The 17,239-nt window shown below is 57.6% G+C and carries 11 protein-coding genes; 4 read left to right on the top strand and 7 right to left on the bottom strand.

Features of this window, described 5'->3' with window-relative positions:
* From QOM10_RS03860 to QOM10_RS03845, 4 genes are all read right to left on the bottom strand, one after another.
* Entirely contained in the window at positions 1-1,605 is a 1,605-nt protein-coding gene (locus QOM10_RS03860) for a DUF2357 domain-containing protein (RefSeq protein ID WP_316917625.1), read from the bottom strand.
* 3 nt (positions 1,606-1,608) lie between these two features.
* Entirely contained in the window at positions 1,609-3,873 is a 2,265-nt protein-coding gene (locus QOM10_RS03855; protein WP_316917624.1) for a hypothetical protein, read from the bottom strand.
* A gap of 153 nt (positions 3,874-4,026) precedes the next feature.
* Positions 4,027-4,857 carry an HNH endonuclease gene (locus QOM10_RS03850; RefSeq protein ID WP_316917623.1) on the bottom strand — a complete coding sequence of 277 codons (831 nt, stop codon included), beginning with the start codon at positions 4,855-4,857 and terminating at the stop codon, positions 4,027-4,029.
* A 73-nt stretch (positions 4,858-4,930) separates the two neighbouring features.
* Positions 4,931-5,191 carry a hypothetical protein gene (locus tag QOM10_RS03845; RefSeq protein WP_316917622.1) on the bottom strand — a complete coding sequence of 87 codons (261 nt, stop codon included), beginning with the start codon at positions 5,189-5,191 and terminating at the stop codon, positions 4,931-4,933.
* Positions 5,192-5,308: 117 nt separating this feature from the next.
* On the opposite strand from QOM10_RS03845, the gene QOM10_RS03840 reads away from it, so the two are divergent.
* From QOM10_RS03840 to QOM10_RS03830, 3 genes are all read left to right on the top strand, one after another.
* Positions 5,309-6,184 (top strand): helix-turn-helix transcriptional regulator, encoded by an 876-nt coding sequence (locus tag QOM10_RS03840; RefSeq protein WP_316917621.1) that lies wholly within the window; start codon positions 5,309-5,311, stop codon positions 6,182-6,184.
* A 145-nt stretch (positions 6,185-6,329) separates the two neighbouring features.
* A complete protein-coding gene (locus QOM10_RS03835) occupies positions 6,330-7,004 on the top strand; it encodes a hypothetical protein (protein ID WP_316917620.1) in 675 nt (224 codons plus the stop codon).
* A 25-nt stretch (positions 7,005-7,029) separates the two neighbouring features.
* Entirely contained in the window at positions 7,030-7,194 is a 165-nt protein-coding gene (locus tag QOM10_RS03830; protein ID WP_017528830.1) for a hypothetical protein, read from the top strand.
* Here the strand turns inward: QOM10_RS03830 and recD are convergent.
* Genes recD through recC form a run of 3 tightly spaced genes read right to left on the bottom strand, consistent with a single transcriptional unit; the run spans position 7,158 to position 16,410 of the window.
* Positions 7,158-9,275, bottom strand: a complete 2,118-nt coding sequence (gene recD, locus QOM10_RS03825) for an exodeoxyribonuclease V subunit alpha (protein WP_316917619.1) — start codon at positions 9,273-9,275, stop codon at positions 7,158-7,160. The two genes, QOM10_RS03830 and recD, sit on opposite strands and share 37 nt — an antisense overlap.
* Positions 9,272-12,943 (bottom strand): exodeoxyribonuclease V subunit beta, encoded by a 3,672-nt coding sequence (gene recB, locus QOM10_RS03820; protein ID WP_316917618.1) that lies wholly within the window; start codon positions 12,941-12,943, stop codon positions 9,272-9,274. Before recB ends, recD begins: the two co-directional genes overlap by 4 nt.
* Positions 12,940-16,410, bottom strand: a complete 3,471-nt coding sequence (gene recC / locus QOM10_RS03815) for an exodeoxyribonuclease V subunit gamma (RefSeq protein WP_316917617.1) — start codon at positions 16,408-16,410, stop codon at positions 12,940-12,942. Before recC ends, recB begins: the two co-directional genes overlap by 4 nt.
* A 478-nt stretch (positions 16,411-16,888) precedes the next feature.
* Here recC and QOM10_RS03810 point away from each other — a divergent pair, with 478 nt between their 5' ends.
* Positions 16,889-17,218: a hypothetical protein gene (locus tag QOM10_RS03810; RefSeq protein WP_316917616.1), complete on the top strand. Its 330-nt coding sequence runs from the start codon at positions 16,889-16,891 to the stop codon at positions 17,216-17,218.
* Positions 17,219-17,239 lie beyond the last annotated feature (21 nt).

Here is a 17,239-nt window from a genome sequence, read left to right as displayed (position 1 = left end):
TCAGTTCAGTGGCAAAGGAGTTGCAGCCCTAGGAAGCTCCGCTGATTCTGAATCTGTGCAGCCCCTTGCAAAGGGTTTTAACACCGCTTGCAATCCGTTGTGTTCAACGCTCAGCACCGCGACGCCAACCCCATTGGCTTTCTGGTACGTCATCGTCTCCAACAAGGGAGCACCTCCTGCACGAGGCACCAGCAATATCGATAAATCCGGCTTGCGGCCCTTCCAGCGCAAGCAGTCCCGGTACAAATGCGCAGACACCATGCCCTCCAGCACCCACTTGCGCTCAACCCGGTACTTGGCGTCCATCACAAGGAACGAGCTCCCCGCCGGGCTTTCCACGGTGACAACAATGTCGGGGTAACGCGCCCCGGAAATGCTGGAAAATCCGTGACTAGCTGGCTGGTCGAACGCTGGACAGTGTACCTGCAGCCAGACATCGACCTGTGTATCGATACCTCGCCCGGTACAACGTATGTAGTCTAGACTCGTGCCGGGCCAACGATCACGCCACTGCAGGTCGGGATAGATCGACTTCATCATGGCCACCACCTGGAGGTAGCACCAACGCTCGTATATCTCCCATGTCGGGCTGATCCATAAGCGCTCTCCCTCGCTACTGCCGTCAATACCAGGACGCAGCACGTACCATCCATGACGATAGGCCCGAGCGTAAGCAGGATGAGCGGAAACCGCGTTGAGCCCGGCAGCGGAAATTCGAGGCTGGCGCAGAGAGCAGAACGGCTCCCTGCGTTGAATTCTACGAAGGTCACTGTGCAAGCCTTCGAGGAACTCAATCCGCCGTCCAAGCCGAGGAGTCAACGCGGAGCGAGCCCCCGTATCGCCCTCCCCATCAATGATCTTTTGCAAGGCGGCAATGACGTAACGGCTGCGTCGCAGGGTTTCGCCAAGGACAACAGCCAACGCCTGATTGGCCGGATTATCAAGGTCCTCGAACACAGTGGGCACATCAAAGTGCAACACCTCACCGCTGGTATTGGCCTGTTCGAGGTTATAGAGCAACGCCGTCGCCGCAGGGTCTTGCAAGGCGCGTCGCAGGGTCTGGCGATCAATACGACGCAATTGATGCGCTGGCCGTAATGTTCGCTCTCGGTGCAGCCGTGTCAGCGGCTTGCGCAAGACTTCGGTAAACGCTGACAACAACGCCGGGCCATAACGTTTCAGTCGGGCATATTGCAGGTGCGGGTTGCTGGTCAGACCTTCACGACCCACCTCCAACCGGGCGTATTCGTTGCCCATCAGCAAACGTATATCGAAGGCAAGGAGCTCGTCGAACATCGCGGCAAACGAAGTCTCGCCGAGCTTGTTTTGATCCGGAGCCACATCAAAGTGGTAGGTCGCTAAAACCTTGCCGTCAGTATCAATCAACTCAGCGACGACTTTGCCCGCATAAAAACCCGGCTCCCATCGCCATGCATCAAATGCCTCATGGCGCGAGCTCTCCAACGGTTCATCATCAACAAACAAGCGGGACTCGGGGACAATCTCGAAATAGTAAGTGCCGCGCTCCATGAACCCCGAAGCCAAAGCTTCGGGGCTGACGGTAAACATGCTGCCTTGTTTGTCAACGCATCGGATAATCGCCATGTTTCAGCGCCAGAACCGGGCGGAACCCAAAGAACGCAAATCATCCAGCAACTCGCCGACTTTGGTTGCCGAATCCTCCAGCTTCATATCCCGCAACAAGGTACGGCTGTCTGCGAAGGCAGCCTGAACCCGAGGTGTGTCTTCACCGCGCAGTTTGGGCAGGACTTTGGCGTAGATGGCTTGATCCAGTGCCGCATCAAAATCAATCACACCGCCGCGTCCGGCCTGCTCGATGTAACCAATGACATCGTGGATGGTGCGCCAGCCGAAATGCAGGCGTGCCGGGCGCAAGGCCTTGACCAGCCCCTTGAGCGTATCACGGACTTTGGTAATTTTCGCCTCAGGCAAAGCACTGGTTTTCCAGCCGGGGAACGCTTCAACGTCGATCTCCCAGAACTCAATCACTGCCGCCCGGTCGAGCACCTTGTCGCTCAGGCCGTGTGTCGTTTCATCCATATTCACGGTACCAATGATCACCAGGTTACTCGGGTACGTGATGGTCGCCGGCACGCCGCTGATGTCGTTATCCTGAGCATGGAGCTCAATGTGGCCACCTGTCTCCATGGCCGAAAGCAGCGGTGCCAGATATTGCTCCGGGTGCGACAGGTTCATTTCGTCCAGCACAACCGTATATGGACGTTCGGAGTCGGCACTGGCCCTAAGCAGGAAATCGACGAATGCCGTGCGTACGTAGCTCTCGCTATTCAATGGATTGACGTAACCCAGCAGGCAAGAGGGATCATGCCAGCCAGGCTGGACAGGGACTGTAAGCAGTCCCTCTGATGGCTGGCTTTGCCCCTCGTGCAACGCCAGCGCATAACCCCGAGCCAGTACCGTTTTACCGGCGCCACTGAGCCCGGTAAGGACAGCAAAATGGCGGCGCGGATGACTCCAGAGTCCTGCATCAAGACGAGCCACCAGGCTGATCGGAAAGGCGATATCTTCGGGAAAACTACGCAGGATGGTTTCCAGCGAGGGGCGCTCGAACGGCACAGCCTCGCCAATGGATGGCACCACGCTGGTTGAAACAGCCCCAGGGTCTGGAGTAAGTGATTGGGGTTCCCAGTGGATTTGCGCTGCCCAGGCCTCACCGAGCTCGGTCAGGTGCTGCAGTTTGTCTGCACGGGTTTCGACCAATTGCAGCGCACGCAGCCAAAAGGTCAGACTGGTCAATGCCCGATCGCTGGTCCACCCGGTGTTTACCTTTCTCAACGCTTCATTCAACGCACTGACGGACATTGGACCGCTGTGCAATGCATAGAGCATGTGATCAAACCCAAGAACGCGGGTCAGCAGCCAGTCCGATACTTCATCAGGCTCGCCAGTCTCCAGCAGTCCCTCACCTCGCGGCGTCAGATGGATCTCGTCGCCTTGAGCACGCAGAACACCCCATTCGGCAATGAGTGAGTTGAGTTGCGTTCGGATACTCGACGTCGCGTGACTTGGGTTGATCGAGCGCATGTGCTCCACCAGGTCTTCTCGTTTGCACCCTTCTTTGGCGAACTCAATGATCGCCCTGATGGTCGCAATACCACCACCAATGGCGAGCATGCCTCGGCGGCGACGCTCAGCAGGTAATGGATTCAAGCGCTCCTGGCCTGTTGTGGGGTCAGCGATTTCCGTGGCTTCGGCTTCCTGCTCCTGTACGAATTTCCTGTAGAGCAGCCAAGGCAGAGTCATGCGCTCCAGCGACGGCGTTGACAGTCCTTTTTCCCGCTTACCCAAAACATCGTCCAGGCGCTCAAGCACACTCTGATGCAGAGAAAGCTCACGCTCTGCGCCTCCCACACCTATCAACGACGCCAAAGTACGCAATTTCGGATAGTGCGCAAGCGTGGTCAGTTCAGTTGGGCACAGCGCGGCGAACAGACGATATTTTTTAAGCCGAGGGTTGCGCCGTACAAGGGGTGGGGCCACTAGTTGATTCAACTCGCGCCAGCCTTCCTTGAGCACTTGATCATGAAGGTGAGCATCACCCGTTTTAAGCGATGCCCGAATACTCCAAAGGCATTTGGCGACGAGAGGGTCGGCGATTACCTCGGACACCTTGACCGTTCCCATGCCCGTTTTAGTGATGACCTCACTTTCCCATAGCTGCTCCTGAAACGCGGGGCTGCAAAACTCGTCTTGATCGGCGTCCTGAACCTTGCGCAGGAACTCCGACAGCTTTTTCAACCAGTTTTGATACCACGACAACTCACGATGCTGAGCCAACACTGCTTCACAGGCTGCCTTGAGATTTGCGTCATCCTTCAGATCTACCGCCACAAGCCATGCTCCTTATTGTCCTGTTGGGCGACCGCGCCCAATACCGTCTTTGCTATATATTTGCATGCGAAGTTACACCAACCCCAGGAGAATCCAGCCTGTGACACGGGCTCCTGACCCATCATCTTTCGGGCAAACGATTAACATGAGCGACTAGCCACTGAATACGTGCTCACGATGCCAAGCCAAGTAGTTCAAATGACGGTCATGAAGGCTACGCAATCGGCATTGCGGGTTAATCCCAAGTGCCAGTTGCAGTTCAGTCGTCAAGGTTTGCGCAATAACAATATCGCCCTCGTCGGTGAAGCTGATCAGCCCCTGGTCAAAGGCTTGATCCAGGTTGGGCGTCAGAAGCAGTCCGTTAAAGGGATCGAGGCGCTCCGGATGCGTCGCGTCACGCCAAGGCTTGATGTGAGAAGCGCGCAGCATGGAAGCGAGCGCTATACCGCTGACGGCGCAACCTTGCCAATGCTTGAGCAGAGCGTGGCGATAAACGCCTTGTCCCACTCGCGCTCGAATAATGGCTTCGCGCTCGGTACTCTCAATTTGCTGCACAAATGATGATTGCTCGAATAACTCAATCAGGCTGAATTCATCTTCCAATCGCTGCTCGATGGCCGTCGATTCGCCGGTAAGCACTGCGAACAGGCTGCGCAAGTCTTCATCATTCTCCAAATTGACCGCAATACCGGTATTGCTGGTTGAGCCCAGCGCGAGCGGAAATACTTCCAGGCTGGTGCTTTTATAGGTCTCATTGGGAGCGCCCTGCGTAAATGCCTTGATTTGCTCCCAATGCACTGACTTGCGGTATGCCGGGTGCAAAACCAATGGCTGGAGTCCTACGGTGCCGGTAGCTTTATGCTTGACGAATAGCGGGTACTCAAGCGCCGGGTGCACATAGCCTCTAGCGTAGGCCTTCCCTTTGTACTTCAAGCTGCAACCATGGCCTTCCAGAAGCCTGCAAATATCCAGCGAATCGAGCATGCATTCCTCCTGATGTTCATACCGTATCGGCGCCACTCACGAGGACCTTGAATCAAGGCCTCCCACTTCACACTTACGGCAACAATGCCTGCAGAATTTCCACCTTGCGCTGCAGCTGCTCCACATGAGCCTTCTCTGCCCGCAGCGCCGATTTCAACTCGCGATTTTCTTCGGCGTGCCAGTTCAGCCGCGCCTGACGCTCCTTCGTCGTCGCATGCCAATGCTCAAGCAATCTCCAGGCTTTGTTAGTCTGCAGATACTGCACCAGAAGCATCAGCAGGATCATCAACAGCATCAGCATCGCTACCAACGCTATCCAATCCAATCCATCCATAAACATGTCCCTCATCTCGTCAACTCCAAACTTGCCAGAGTCACGATATGTAGTGTTAAACGACACGTCCAGAATGTAGACTTATACAGGTAAAGTATTCACTCACATGGAGGCGACATGAAACGCAAGCAAACCATCGCGCAGGTCCGTTGGGACCTCGCCCTTCGCTATCGACTGATTGAAACCGTCGCCTGGTGGGAAGGCCGACTGACCACGGTGCACTTGATGCAGAGCTTCGGCATCAGCCGCCAGCAGGCGTCAAAGGACATCAATACCTACATCACCGAGCATGCGCCCAAAAACCTTACATATGATCGACACATCAAGGGGTACGTGCCGGGCAAACAGTTCAAGCCCCTGTTCATCGACGACAGTGCCAGCGCCTACCTGCACCTGCTTTACCAGAACAATGCCCGAGCGCCACACGTTGAGGGGCTGGCGTTGGCCTACGCCCATACCAAAGTGCTGGAGGTGCCGGATCGCTCGATCAAGGTCGAGATACTGCGCCCACTGCTCAAGGCTTGCCGGGAGCATCTACGCCTAGACATCGACTACGTTTCGCTCAACAGCCCCGAGCCTGAAGGGCGAACCATCGCACCGCATACGCTGGTTTACACAGGCATGCGCTGGCATGTGCGCGCCTACTGCGAAAAAAACCGCGAGTACCGGGACTTTGTACTGAGCCGACTGCGTGGGGTTCCTGAACTGATGGACGGCGAGACCGAGAATGGCCTCTCGGACGACGACCAGTGGAATAGCGAAGTCAACGTCATCATCAAACCCGATGAGCGTCTGACGGTGATGCAAAAAGCGATAATCCAGGAGGATTTCGGGATGGTCGATGGGCGACTACAGATTCCCTGTCGCCAGGCGTTGGTCAAGTATGTGTTGCAGCGCTATCAGATTGATCCAAAGAACATGGACCCGAAACCAGAGGCGCAACAGATCGTGGTGGGGAACCTAAAGGAGTTGAAACCCTGGCTGTATGACTGATACCGGTCCCTTTCGACTGCCCTGTTCGCGACAACCTTGCCGCTGGCACTCGACTCCAAAAAATACCGAGCCCTGACGCAGTGCGACATGATCTGTCGCACGAGTGAATCAAGCTCTGTATCAGACCCCACGAGAGAACGCGATATTGAATAATCTGGAAGCCCTGAAGCTGGTGGAAACCACGTTCACCGAGATACTGAACGCCGACAAAGTGTCCGACCTGAAAAAGATACTGACGTCCGATCCCCTGCTGGAAAAATGGCAGATGGACCGCAACAAGTACCCAGAATTGCAGTTGAAGTTGACGGACCACGACATCAGTTCCCTCATGACTAAGGTTGGCAACGATCTTCGCTTGCATGCGGACCTCAGCGCCAAACTGGAAACTCCTCTGGAAAAGCTGCTCTACGCCCTGGTCTGGAAAAACGGCGACCTGCAAAAGGTGGCGCACATCATCAAAGGTGCAGCCGATGTCAGACCAACATCGCTGACTAACGGCCCAGGCCAGGTATTCAGACAGTTCGGTCGGCACCTGGCTGATCGCTCGGAATCCATTGTCGATCAGCACGTGCTTCGTGCCTTCGAACTCTATGAGCAGATCAACGACCCAGACTTTTCCGAGATCAAGACCATTCGCAAGAAGATCAACTGGGACAAGGATGTCGCCTGCATCGAACGCTACAAACGCTGGCTCTGCGAGCACTTCAAAGAGCGTCAGGATGCCGAACCTGGATTCGTGGTGAACATCGACATGGTGCTCTTCGCGCTCGGTCGAGCGGTAAAGATCACCAGCAAGCGCGGCAACGGTGAAGCAGCGTAATCCCATCGCCATCGAGGACAGCGCCATGAAAACCTACAAAGCCTTCATGCAACGTGTGGTTGCCACCGCCGGCCCCCAAGCCAACTTCACCATCACGGTTCAAGCGGTGACCTCTGCCATGGCAAAGGTCACCGCTGAAGCCCAGTACCCAGGCTACAAATGCCTGAACGCACCCACACAGGTGCGTTGAAGTTTTGCCAGCTCATCTTGCAGTTGCAGCGACAGCCCACTGGTTCGCTGCACATTGCGACTCACCGCCCCCTCAAATACGCCCGGACTGGCTTCGACCAGGCTGAACCATTGCTTGGCACGGGTGATGGCGGTGTACAACAGCTCCTTGGTCAGCACAGGGTTCAGCGCATCGGGCAATACCAGAGCCGTATGGTTGAACTCCGACCCCTGGGACTTGTGCACCGTCATGGCGAAAACGGTCTCAACCTCCACCAGCCGACTCGGCATCACGAAACGTACGCCGCCGCTGCCATCGTTTCGCGGGAAGGCCACACGTAGAACCCGTTCTGCGGAGGGACCCGGCACCCAGAGAGCAATGCCGATGTCACCATTCATCAAGCTCAGGCTGTAATCATTGCGGGTGACCAGTACCGGTCGCCCTTCGTACCAACCCTGGTCCCCCGACAACAACTCACAGCGGCGCAGTTCGGCGGCCACTCGTTGATTCAGTCCCTCGACACCCCAAGGCCCGCGACGCAGCGCACAGAGCAGACGGAACTCATCAAACGCGCCCAATACTTTGCCAGCCCAACCGGCCCAGAGGGCACTGTCCCAGGGAGTGTCTTTCGCAGGACGCTGGTCTCGTAGCTGCTCAAGGTAATGGCGATAACCAGGAGCATCGCCTTTGCCGTTGATAATCAACTCGGTGAGTGCGGCATCATGCTCGCCTCGCAACTTGAGGTTGAACAGCTGAGGCAATTGCTGATCAAGCAGGCTTCGTGCTTCGGCGGCATTTTTCTCATTGACCAGTTTGGCCAGACGCCCAATGCCCTGCTGGGCGTCGAAGCGTCGGGAGTAGCGCAGCATGACGGTTTGCTGGGCCAGCGGATCGCCAGCACCGACTGCCGTTTGCAACCCCGGAGCGCTGACCGACTCGCCACTGTGGGCTTCCAGCCAGGCCACTGTTTGCTCGCTATAGCCGCCGGCTTCAGCGTTGCGACAAAGGTCGCCCAACACGGAGCCTGCATCCACCGATGCCAGCTGATCCTTGTCACCCAACAGAATCAAGCGCGCCTGCCGAGGCAAGGCATCGAGCAAGCAAGCCATCATTTCCAGGTCAATCATCGACGCTTCATCGACCACCAATACATCCAGCTCCAGTGGCTTATCCCGGTGGTGAATGAAGTTGCGCGAATCCGGTCGGCTGCCCAACAGACGGTGCAATGTGGAAACATCCGTCGGGATCGCCTCCTGCACCGGGGCGCTGACCGGCAGCTCACGGACGGCCTTGCCAATGGACTCGGACAAGCGTGCTGCTGCCTTGCCGGTGGGGGCGGCGAGACGAATTCGCAGCGGCTTCCCTTCCTCCACGGCCGGTGTTTGCAACAGCCCCAGCAAGCGCACGACCGAGGTGGTCTTGCCGGTGCCGGGGCCGCCGGTGATGACACTGAAGTTACCTCGTGCCGCCAGCGCACAGGCAATTTTTTGCCAGTCGCTACGGACTTCACCGTTAACTTCGAAGGTGTCAGGGAACAAGGCATCGAGCCGACTGGAAAGTTTCTCCGGTGTTACCGCGTCCACGCTCAAACGGGCGCTCAGCGCCTGGGCAATGCTGCGCTCATAGTTCCAGTAACGACGCAGGTACAGACGCTGTCCGGTCAACACCAGCGGCCGCTCCGGGAATCGCTGCGGCTCGTCCCGATCCTCCACCATCGTGCTCAAGCACAACGCCCGGCGCCATTGCGCGACATCCAGGCCCAGCAACCATTGCGACGGTAATTGGCCGCCCTCCTCCCCTTCAGGAGGTAACGACAACACAAAGTCAGGCGCTTGCAGGGTAGCGACCAGATCCAGGCAGGAATGCCCGCGACCCAGTTGATGACTGGTCATCGCGGCGGCCAGCAACACACTGGCCTGGGCCTGGGGATCCTGTTCAAGTATGAAGGTGGCGAATGAGCGATCCAGTGCGCGCAACCAGCCTCGGTTCACCCAATTGTCGAGTTGATGCAGCAGCTCGCTGCTGTCGGCATCGCCAACGAACAACAGCGGGTGATCAACGTTGCGCTGGCTGTTACTCAGCTGCTTAAGGGTCTGGCTCATGCGCTGACCTCCGCGTGTTGGCCCATGAAGAGTTGGTCCAGTTGTTCAATCAACTGCCGTGGCGGTCGTTCGAAATGCACACCATGGGTGGGCGCTTGGTGTCCACGGACGAACAGGTACACCGCCCCGCCCATGTGCTGTTCGTAGTCATACCCGGCAAGGCGCAGCTTGAGCTGGCGATGCAAGGCCAGCAGGTACAGACACAGCTGCAGGTCATAACGCTTGTCCAGCATGGTCTCGGCCATCGCCTCGGCGTCGTAGGCCTGGTCGTTGCCGCCCAGCCAGTTGGATTTGTAGTCCGCCACGTAGTAGCGACCCTGATGTTCAAACGTCAGGTCGATGAAGCCTTTGAACATGCCGTTCAACTCGTTGGCAGCCAGTACTGGGCGCGGTGCACCACCCAACGTGTATTGACGCACCAGTGCATCGAGGCGCTGAACGTTCACCGACCGGCTGGAAAACCAGAACTCCATCTCCACCTGATAGGTGCTCAGGGTCGAGAGTTTGCATTGGGTACCGTTGAACCGCAGCGGTGCATTCAGATAGCTGCCCAGCCAGGCGGACAGTGGCTCGATCCAGGTTTCCCAGTCGCGCAGGTTGCAGCGTCGGGCAACGGTGTTATGGAGGGTGATCGGATCTCCAGCGGTCTTGGCAAAACCTTCGCGACCGGCCCATTCGAACAGTCCATGGAGAAAGGTGCCAGGTCCTGCGCCCCGAGGGAAACCGTGAATCCCGGCCCCTGCCGGCAAGGCTTCAGCTTCGTCCTCCTCCTGCAAGTTGGCTTCCAGCGCGGTCGCCGGCTCCAGGCTGATACCCGGCTCCGCCCCCATCAGGACATATCCGTCGGCAATGGCCAAGGCCGAGTAACTGGCAATCCACCAATTTGCCGCGAGCTTGTGCAAGGGCCGCAAGGCTGGGCCCACCGGTGGTGGAGTGGGTGCCGTGTGGACATTTTCCGATGGTGCTGGCGCTGCGCACACCTCAATGTCCGGGCAGCCACAGGCCAGTGCCTCGACCACGCCGGGCAGACTCTCTGGGGCTATCGGCTTCTCACCCGCCAGCATGTAACCCAGGCCTGCCTTATGCAGATCTGTCGATTTTCCTCCGGTCTTAAATCCCTTGGGCGCTACGCAGATCCAGGTGGCGTAACGGGCTCGGGTCAAGGCAACGTAAAGCAGGCGCATTTCTTCGCCTATGCGCTCATCGTTGGCACACCCTTGTGCCGTCTCGGCCTGTTTACCTTTGGCCAGCTCGATGACCAGATCCATGTTGTCGTGAAACATCGGCGGTGTTGTGCTTTTGCCATCGATCTCCCTTGCGCTACAGGCGAACGGCAGCAGCACCAAGGGGTATTCCAGGCCTTTGGATTTGTGCACGGTGATGACCTTGATCAGGTCCGAATCGCTTTCCAGGCGCAGAATTTCTTCTTCGCTCTGGCCATCCACCTGCTCGGCCAGATGACGGATCAGCGCATGCTCGCCATCGAGTTCGGCGGCGCTGCGCTGCAACCACTCGGCCAGGTGCAACAGGTTGGTCAGGCGACGCTCCCCCTGGTCTTCCAGAAGCAAACGGGCCGGGACCTTGAACGTGGCAAGCAGTTTTCGCAGCATCGGCAGCACGCCCTGTTGCTGCCACAACACGCGAAAATCCCTGAACAGCAGAACCTGTTGTTCCCAGAACAGCTCATCCTGATTCAATTGCTCCAGGGTCTGCCATGTCAGCCCGACGCTGCGGGTCGCCATTGCCGCTCGCAGCAACCGATCGCTGGTGGGTTGAGCGCACGCACGCAAGATATACAAAAGGTCCTTGGCCTCTTCGCTTTCAAAGACCGAGTCTCTGTCGGAGAGATAGACGCTGGCCAGTTGCCGATGGGCCAGGGCTTTACGGATGGCTTCGGCCTCCTTGCGATTGCGCACCAGAATGGCGATATCGGCGGGCCGCAGAGCAACGAATTCACCGTTGCCCTTCAGTAAACCGGAACGCTGGGTTGCAGCGGGATCAAGCCAGGCCTGAATCGCCGACGCCGAAGCTTCAGCGGCTTTACGCAAGTAGGTGGCGTTATTGATCACACCCTCGGTTTTCAGCTGCCAGAACGTGAGGGCCTGTTGATTCGTACCGATGACCTGCAGCACATCGTCGCGCCCATTGGCATGGACGCTGATGAACGGTACCGGGTTGTCCTGATCTTGCGTGGCAAACCGAAACGCGCCCCGAGGCTGGGCTTCGGCGTAGCGGAAGCAATGGTTGGCCGCCTCGACCATCGCCTCGGTGGAACGATAGTTGGTCCCCAGTGTGTAGTGACGGCCAGCCGTGGCTTTTCGCGCCTGGAGGTAGGTGTAAATATCCGCACCGCGAAAGGAATAGATCGCCTGTTTCGGGTCGCCAATCATGAACAGGCCGCAGTCACCCAGGTTGTCGGGAATGCGGTAAATGGTTTCGAAAATCCGGTACTGAACCGGGTCGGTGTCCTGGAATTCATCGATCAGGGCGACCGGATACTGCTTGCGAATGGTCTCGGCCAGACGCGGGCCCGATGGGCCTTGCAAGGCCTGGTCAAGGCGATTGAGCAGGTCGTCGAAACCGATTTGCGCCCTGCGCACTTTCTCGGCATTGAACGAACATTGCACCTCACGCAGTGCATGCAGCAGCAGTTGCGCGCGCACCTCGGTTTTTGACTCCAGATGATCGACCCACGTATCGATGGCCTGAAAAGCGGGGTGCACGCTGACAACGCCGCCTTTGTTCACACTGAACCGGGTTTGCCCACACTTGCGAACATGAGCACAGGCTTCGTCTCCCAGGCTCCATTTCGCGATTTCACCAAGCATCTGCTCGAAAGTTTCGGGAGTCTTGGTTGGATAGGATTTTCCGCTCAACTTCGTTCGTACATCACGCAGCAGCGTATTTATCCCGGCGACATCTCGCGACCACTCAGCTCTGGCACGGTCCTCAAGCGCAACACATCGCTGCTCCCAATCGATAGGGGACTGCAGAAGCGCATCCAATCGTGCCGGAGCGCTGATCGATGCCCCTGCCTGCCGGAACTCCGCGTCTGCCCGCGATAGCAGAGGACTGAGCGCCTTCTGTAGATCAGTCGGGGTTTTGAAGCAATCGGCCACCACCTTGGAGAGCGCCGGTGACAAGGCATAGAAATGCCGACGCCAATAATCCCTGACCACCTCCGCCAGCAGCTCGCTCTGGTCGGTTTCCAGTGTTTGAGTAAACAGGCTGCCACTGTCGAAGGCGTGCTCACGCAACATCCGATAGCACCAGCCATGAATGGTCGAGACCGCCGCCTCGTCCATCCACTCACCTGCCAGTTGCAACCGGCGCGCGCAATTGGGCCATTCCTGCGGCGGGTAATCGGCACGCAGTTGCTCCAGCAAATTGTCGTGTTCGTGATCAGGCTCAAGGAAGCACAGCGCCGCTTCGGTCAAGCGCGCACGAATACGGTCGCGCAGTTCCTGGGTCGCGGCATCAGTAAAGGTTACGACCAGAATCTGCGGAGGTGTCAGCTGATCCTTGAAGGCGGCCTCGCCTCCATGACCCAGCACAAGGCGCACGTACAACAAGGCGATGGTGAAGGTTTTGCCGGTACCGGCACTCGCTTCGATCAGTCGGCTGCCATGCAAAGGAAAGTCGAGGGGGTTCAGATTCAGCGGATTCATTGGTCGCTCCCTGCGCGGCTCGAAGAAAGATGATTGAACAGGCCGCCATACAGGCGCTTGGCCCATGAGGTGAAATGACCGGAGGCGCACAGTTGGTCGAAATCCGCGTACGCACGGCGCAAGGCGAAGGAGCTGTCTGCCTCGCCAGAGCGCATGTACCCGCCCTCGAACGTCTCGCGGGCCTTTTCGGACGCCGAGTCGCTGTCTTCCCCGCCCTCCTTCGCTTCTTCGAGCCAGGCGAATGCGCTTTTACAGGCGATCGGCAGCGGTTCACGCATGCCCGCCACCCAGGCCTCGAGCAGCGATTTCAACTGCGTCTGCGCCTCTTGCGGGGCCATTGGCCGGAACACCACGTCCCCATTCAAACTGACCAGAATCGAGGTGCAGCCCGGCTCACTCAGCTGCAACGCCAGATGGCGCACCCAGGGACGAACCAGGTTGTGCCAGCGCCAACTGTCGTCGTTGCACAGCTTCTTGCTGTCCAGCTGCAAGTAGGCACGCTCACCTTGGGCATTGCGGCGAATACCGCCCAGCCAGTCACTCAATCCCGGGGCCGATTCATGAGCGGCGATCGTTGCGGCGGTTTGGCCCTCCTCGACCTCCGGCCACGCCTGCAACTGCACGTGGTAACGCTCGAGCATATCCGGCAGCGGCTCGGCCAGGGCCGATGCGCTCAACGTGCCGAAGCCACCCAACGGCAACTTGCCTTCGCGCTGCAAACGCTGAAGCTGCAGATCAAGCTCAGCCCCGGCGCCTTCAGGCTGATAATCCTCTTCAACCCAACGCTTGAGCGCCTGGCTGAGCCGGTCCTGGTGCTGCCAGTTCTCAAGGCCGTCGAGCTGAAAGGTTTCGTCGTCGCGGCTGGTCAATTCGTCATTGTCGAAGTTGACCTTGAGCCGTTGCTGGAAGAACGCCCCGACGGGATCGCGCACAAACCCGGCCAGTTGGCGCAGGGTTAAAGGCGTGTCTTGGGCGAGTGCTGGCAACAGGTTTTCCGATGGCTGCTGATCTGGCGAATCATGCACCTCACGCCATTCGTGAGAGTAAGTGAACAGCCCGTCCGGCCCCGGCTTGTCGGCAAAGTAGGCGGCGCTGAAAGGCTGTAGCGGGTGTTCCTGGGTCAAGGCATGCAGCAATTTGCCAGGCTGCGCCAAGCGCCAGCCGCTGGACAGGTGATCACGCAGTTGCCCGATCAGTACCGAAGGTACGCGCTCACTGTTGTCGCGGATGTTGCGGCCAACCCAACTGACATACAGCTGTTCCCGGGCCGACAACAAGGCCTCCAGTAACAGGTAGCGATCATCCTCGCGGCGCGAGCGATCGCCGGGACGGTAATCGTTGCGCATCAGATCGAAATCGACTGGCGACTGTTGGCGCGGATAATCGCCATCGTTCATGCCCAGCAGGCACACCACTTTGAAAGGGATCGCACGCATCGGCATCAACGTGCAGAAGTTCACCGCACCGGCGAGAAAACGTTGCGACAAGCCGCCATCCTCGATGCCGGATAGCCAGGTTTCATGCATCACGCTCAGCGGCAAAGGCTCGTTGAATTGCGCGGACTCACAGGTGCGCAGCCAGTCATCGAGCAGTTTGAGCAACTGGTTGACCAGTAATTCTTCGCCATCCCCCACCGGACGGAAGAACACCTTCAACAGCGATTGCAGGCGCTCGACCCAGAGCACCGGTGTCGCTGGCTGCTGCAGGTCTTCGCGGGCGACTTCCAGGTGATCGAGCAGGGTCAACAAAGGCCCTGCCAATGCCGCCTCCAGCCCGGACACTTCATCGTAAGGCTCGATGCCATTCAGCTCGGGCCCTTGGCCGGCTGCGTAGCCCAGCAGCATGCGGCGCATCCCGAAACGCCAGGTGTTTTGCTCAAGGCCTGCGGGCATGTCCAGGCTCTCGCGCTGTTGCGCATTGAGTCCCCAGCGCACACCGGCACCATCGATCCAGCGCTGCAGGATCGGCACATCCGCTTCCTTGATGCCGAAGCGCGCCCGCAGCGCCGGCACATCCAGCAGGTCGAGAATATCGCTGACGGCGAAGCGGCTATGGGGCAGTTTGAGCAAGTGTTCGAGGGCGATCAGCAATGGCTGGCGGCCACGCTGCCCCTGGTCGGCCAGGGTAAAGGGCAGATAACGAGGGTCATGACGCGGCACCTGACCGAACACGGCCTCGATATGCGGTGCATACGCATTGATGTCCGGCACCATCACAATCACATCACGCGGGCTTAGCTCAGAATTGGCACTGAAGCGAGCAAGCAACTGATCGTGCAGCACTTCCACTTCACGTTGCGCACTGTGGACCACGTGAAAGCGTACCGAACGATCCTGTGCAACATCGACAGGGCCCCATACTTCGCGGGTTTCAGCCAAAGGACGCAATTCAAGAATGTCGCTTTGCAATTGACCTAGGAGGCTTGAAGGTGGCTCGTCATTGAACAGGTCGATACGTCCGCCGTTCAGGCCCTCGAACAGGTGTCGATAACTAGTCGGCTCGTCATAGTGGTCGAGCAAATTGATGTAGTCGCGACCTTGCTTACCCCAAGCGGCGAGCAATGGCTGGCCATGTTGGCTCGCCGCTATAGATGTGCTTCTGTTTGGCTGGCGGCGATAGGCATGGCCCAGCAAGTCTTTGTCAGCGACGATATCGCCCCAATGGTGGCGACAAGGGTTGTGCACACACAGCAACACCTGGCTGTAGCGCGAGAGTATGGCCAGAGCTTCGAGAACCTGTGCCGGCATAGACGAAATACCGAACACCACCACACGCCGAGGCAACCCAGTCGGGGCCTGCCCTGCTTCACGCAGGTGTGTGACAAAGCGCTTGTGAACACCGGCGCGGCTCTGCTCAAGAGCGCCCTCGCCAACATCCGCCAATACTTCCCGCCACAGCTCCGCTTGCCACAGGTTATCGGGATCCAGCGGTTTCACACCGCCTTTGATGTGCTTTAGCTGATCACGCCCGGCCGCCCAATCCTCCAGCCAATCGGCACGATAGACCTGATACTGATCAAACAGGTCCGCCAGCCGCTCGGAGAGTTGGTAGAGTTTGCGCTGATCGTCATCCTCCTGAAGGAATCGCCGCAAACTGCTGAAATTGGTTTTACTTAGTAATTGAGGCAGCAAGCGCATGAGTCGCCAACTCAGTGCCGCCTTGTCCAGCGGGGAGGACTCTGGAGTCGTCTCAGCCCCCAATACAGACCTGTAGGCTTGCCAAAGGAAACGCGCAGGAAGTTGCACATCCAACGCTGCGGCGATACCGCAGCCACCATTATTAGGATCTTCAGCCAGCGCCAGCTTCAACCATTGAGCAATGCCGTTGCTGTGCACCAGCACGACTTCATTTTCCAACGGGGCCAACGGGTAGCGCTGCATCCAGCTTACCGCTAGCTCACGCAAATCGTCCAAGCGATTGCCGTGAATAATCATGAAGCCGGGCTTCAACGAGTCCGCATCCTGCATAAACGATTCCCTCAGGTCTGAACGCTCAGCTCTGCGATATAGAGCAGCAAAAGGCCATCACTTTAATCCGATATGGCTATGCGTCACCACCTCTACGAAGGTCTGCACCACCATCCATGGGAGCGGAGGATAGGCTGCTCAATATTGCTAGAAAATGCTGGTTGTTTGCACAGGACAACTTCTCAGGCACATACCTAGCCATTTGTACTGATAAAGCAGCTAAAAAGTAGCAAAACACGTAAAAACCTGTGCTGTTTATAGACAGGTCACGGCCTGATGCTCAACGCGACCATCAACAACGACATTCGCCCTATGAAATAGCTAAGTAAGCAGCTCCTCGATCTTTTTTTATATAAAAACACCCAGCAAATCCGCTCTGAACCTCATTCAAAAAAATTTCAAACCTATATCACGTAAATGAACGCTCAACGAGAGCGCTCCATTAACCCCTAACGCGTGTAATAGTGAGGATTTTTGAATGTATACCCAATGTCCAAATTGTAAATCCAATCGAGTAGCAACAATAAACGCTGGAAGAAAAACTGGTGGTGTTATCGGCTCTGTAGGCGGTGCAGCCAGTGGTGCTGCTGGCGCCTTATCTGGAGCAGAAGTAGGTGCTGCAATCGGGGTCGTCGGAGGTCCTGTAGGTATTGCTGTCGGCAGCATTGCTGGAGCAATTCTCGGCGGACTGTTTGGAGGCGCGGCAGGAGGTATTGCTGGAGCAGCGATCGGAGAACAAATTGATGAGAAATTTCTAGATAACCACCAGTGCTTACATTGCGGATACACATTCAGTTTTCGCAACTAGAAACAGACCAACTTCCGGATG

Origin of the sequence: Pseudomonas sp. P108 (genome assembly GCF_032613195.1) — a bacterium.
Lineage (GTDB): Bacteria > Pseudomonadota > Gammaproteobacteria > Pseudomonadales > Pseudomonadaceae > Aquipseudomonas.
Note: the sequence above shows the minus strand (reverse complement) of the source record. Positions and strands in the feature narration are given on the sequence as shown.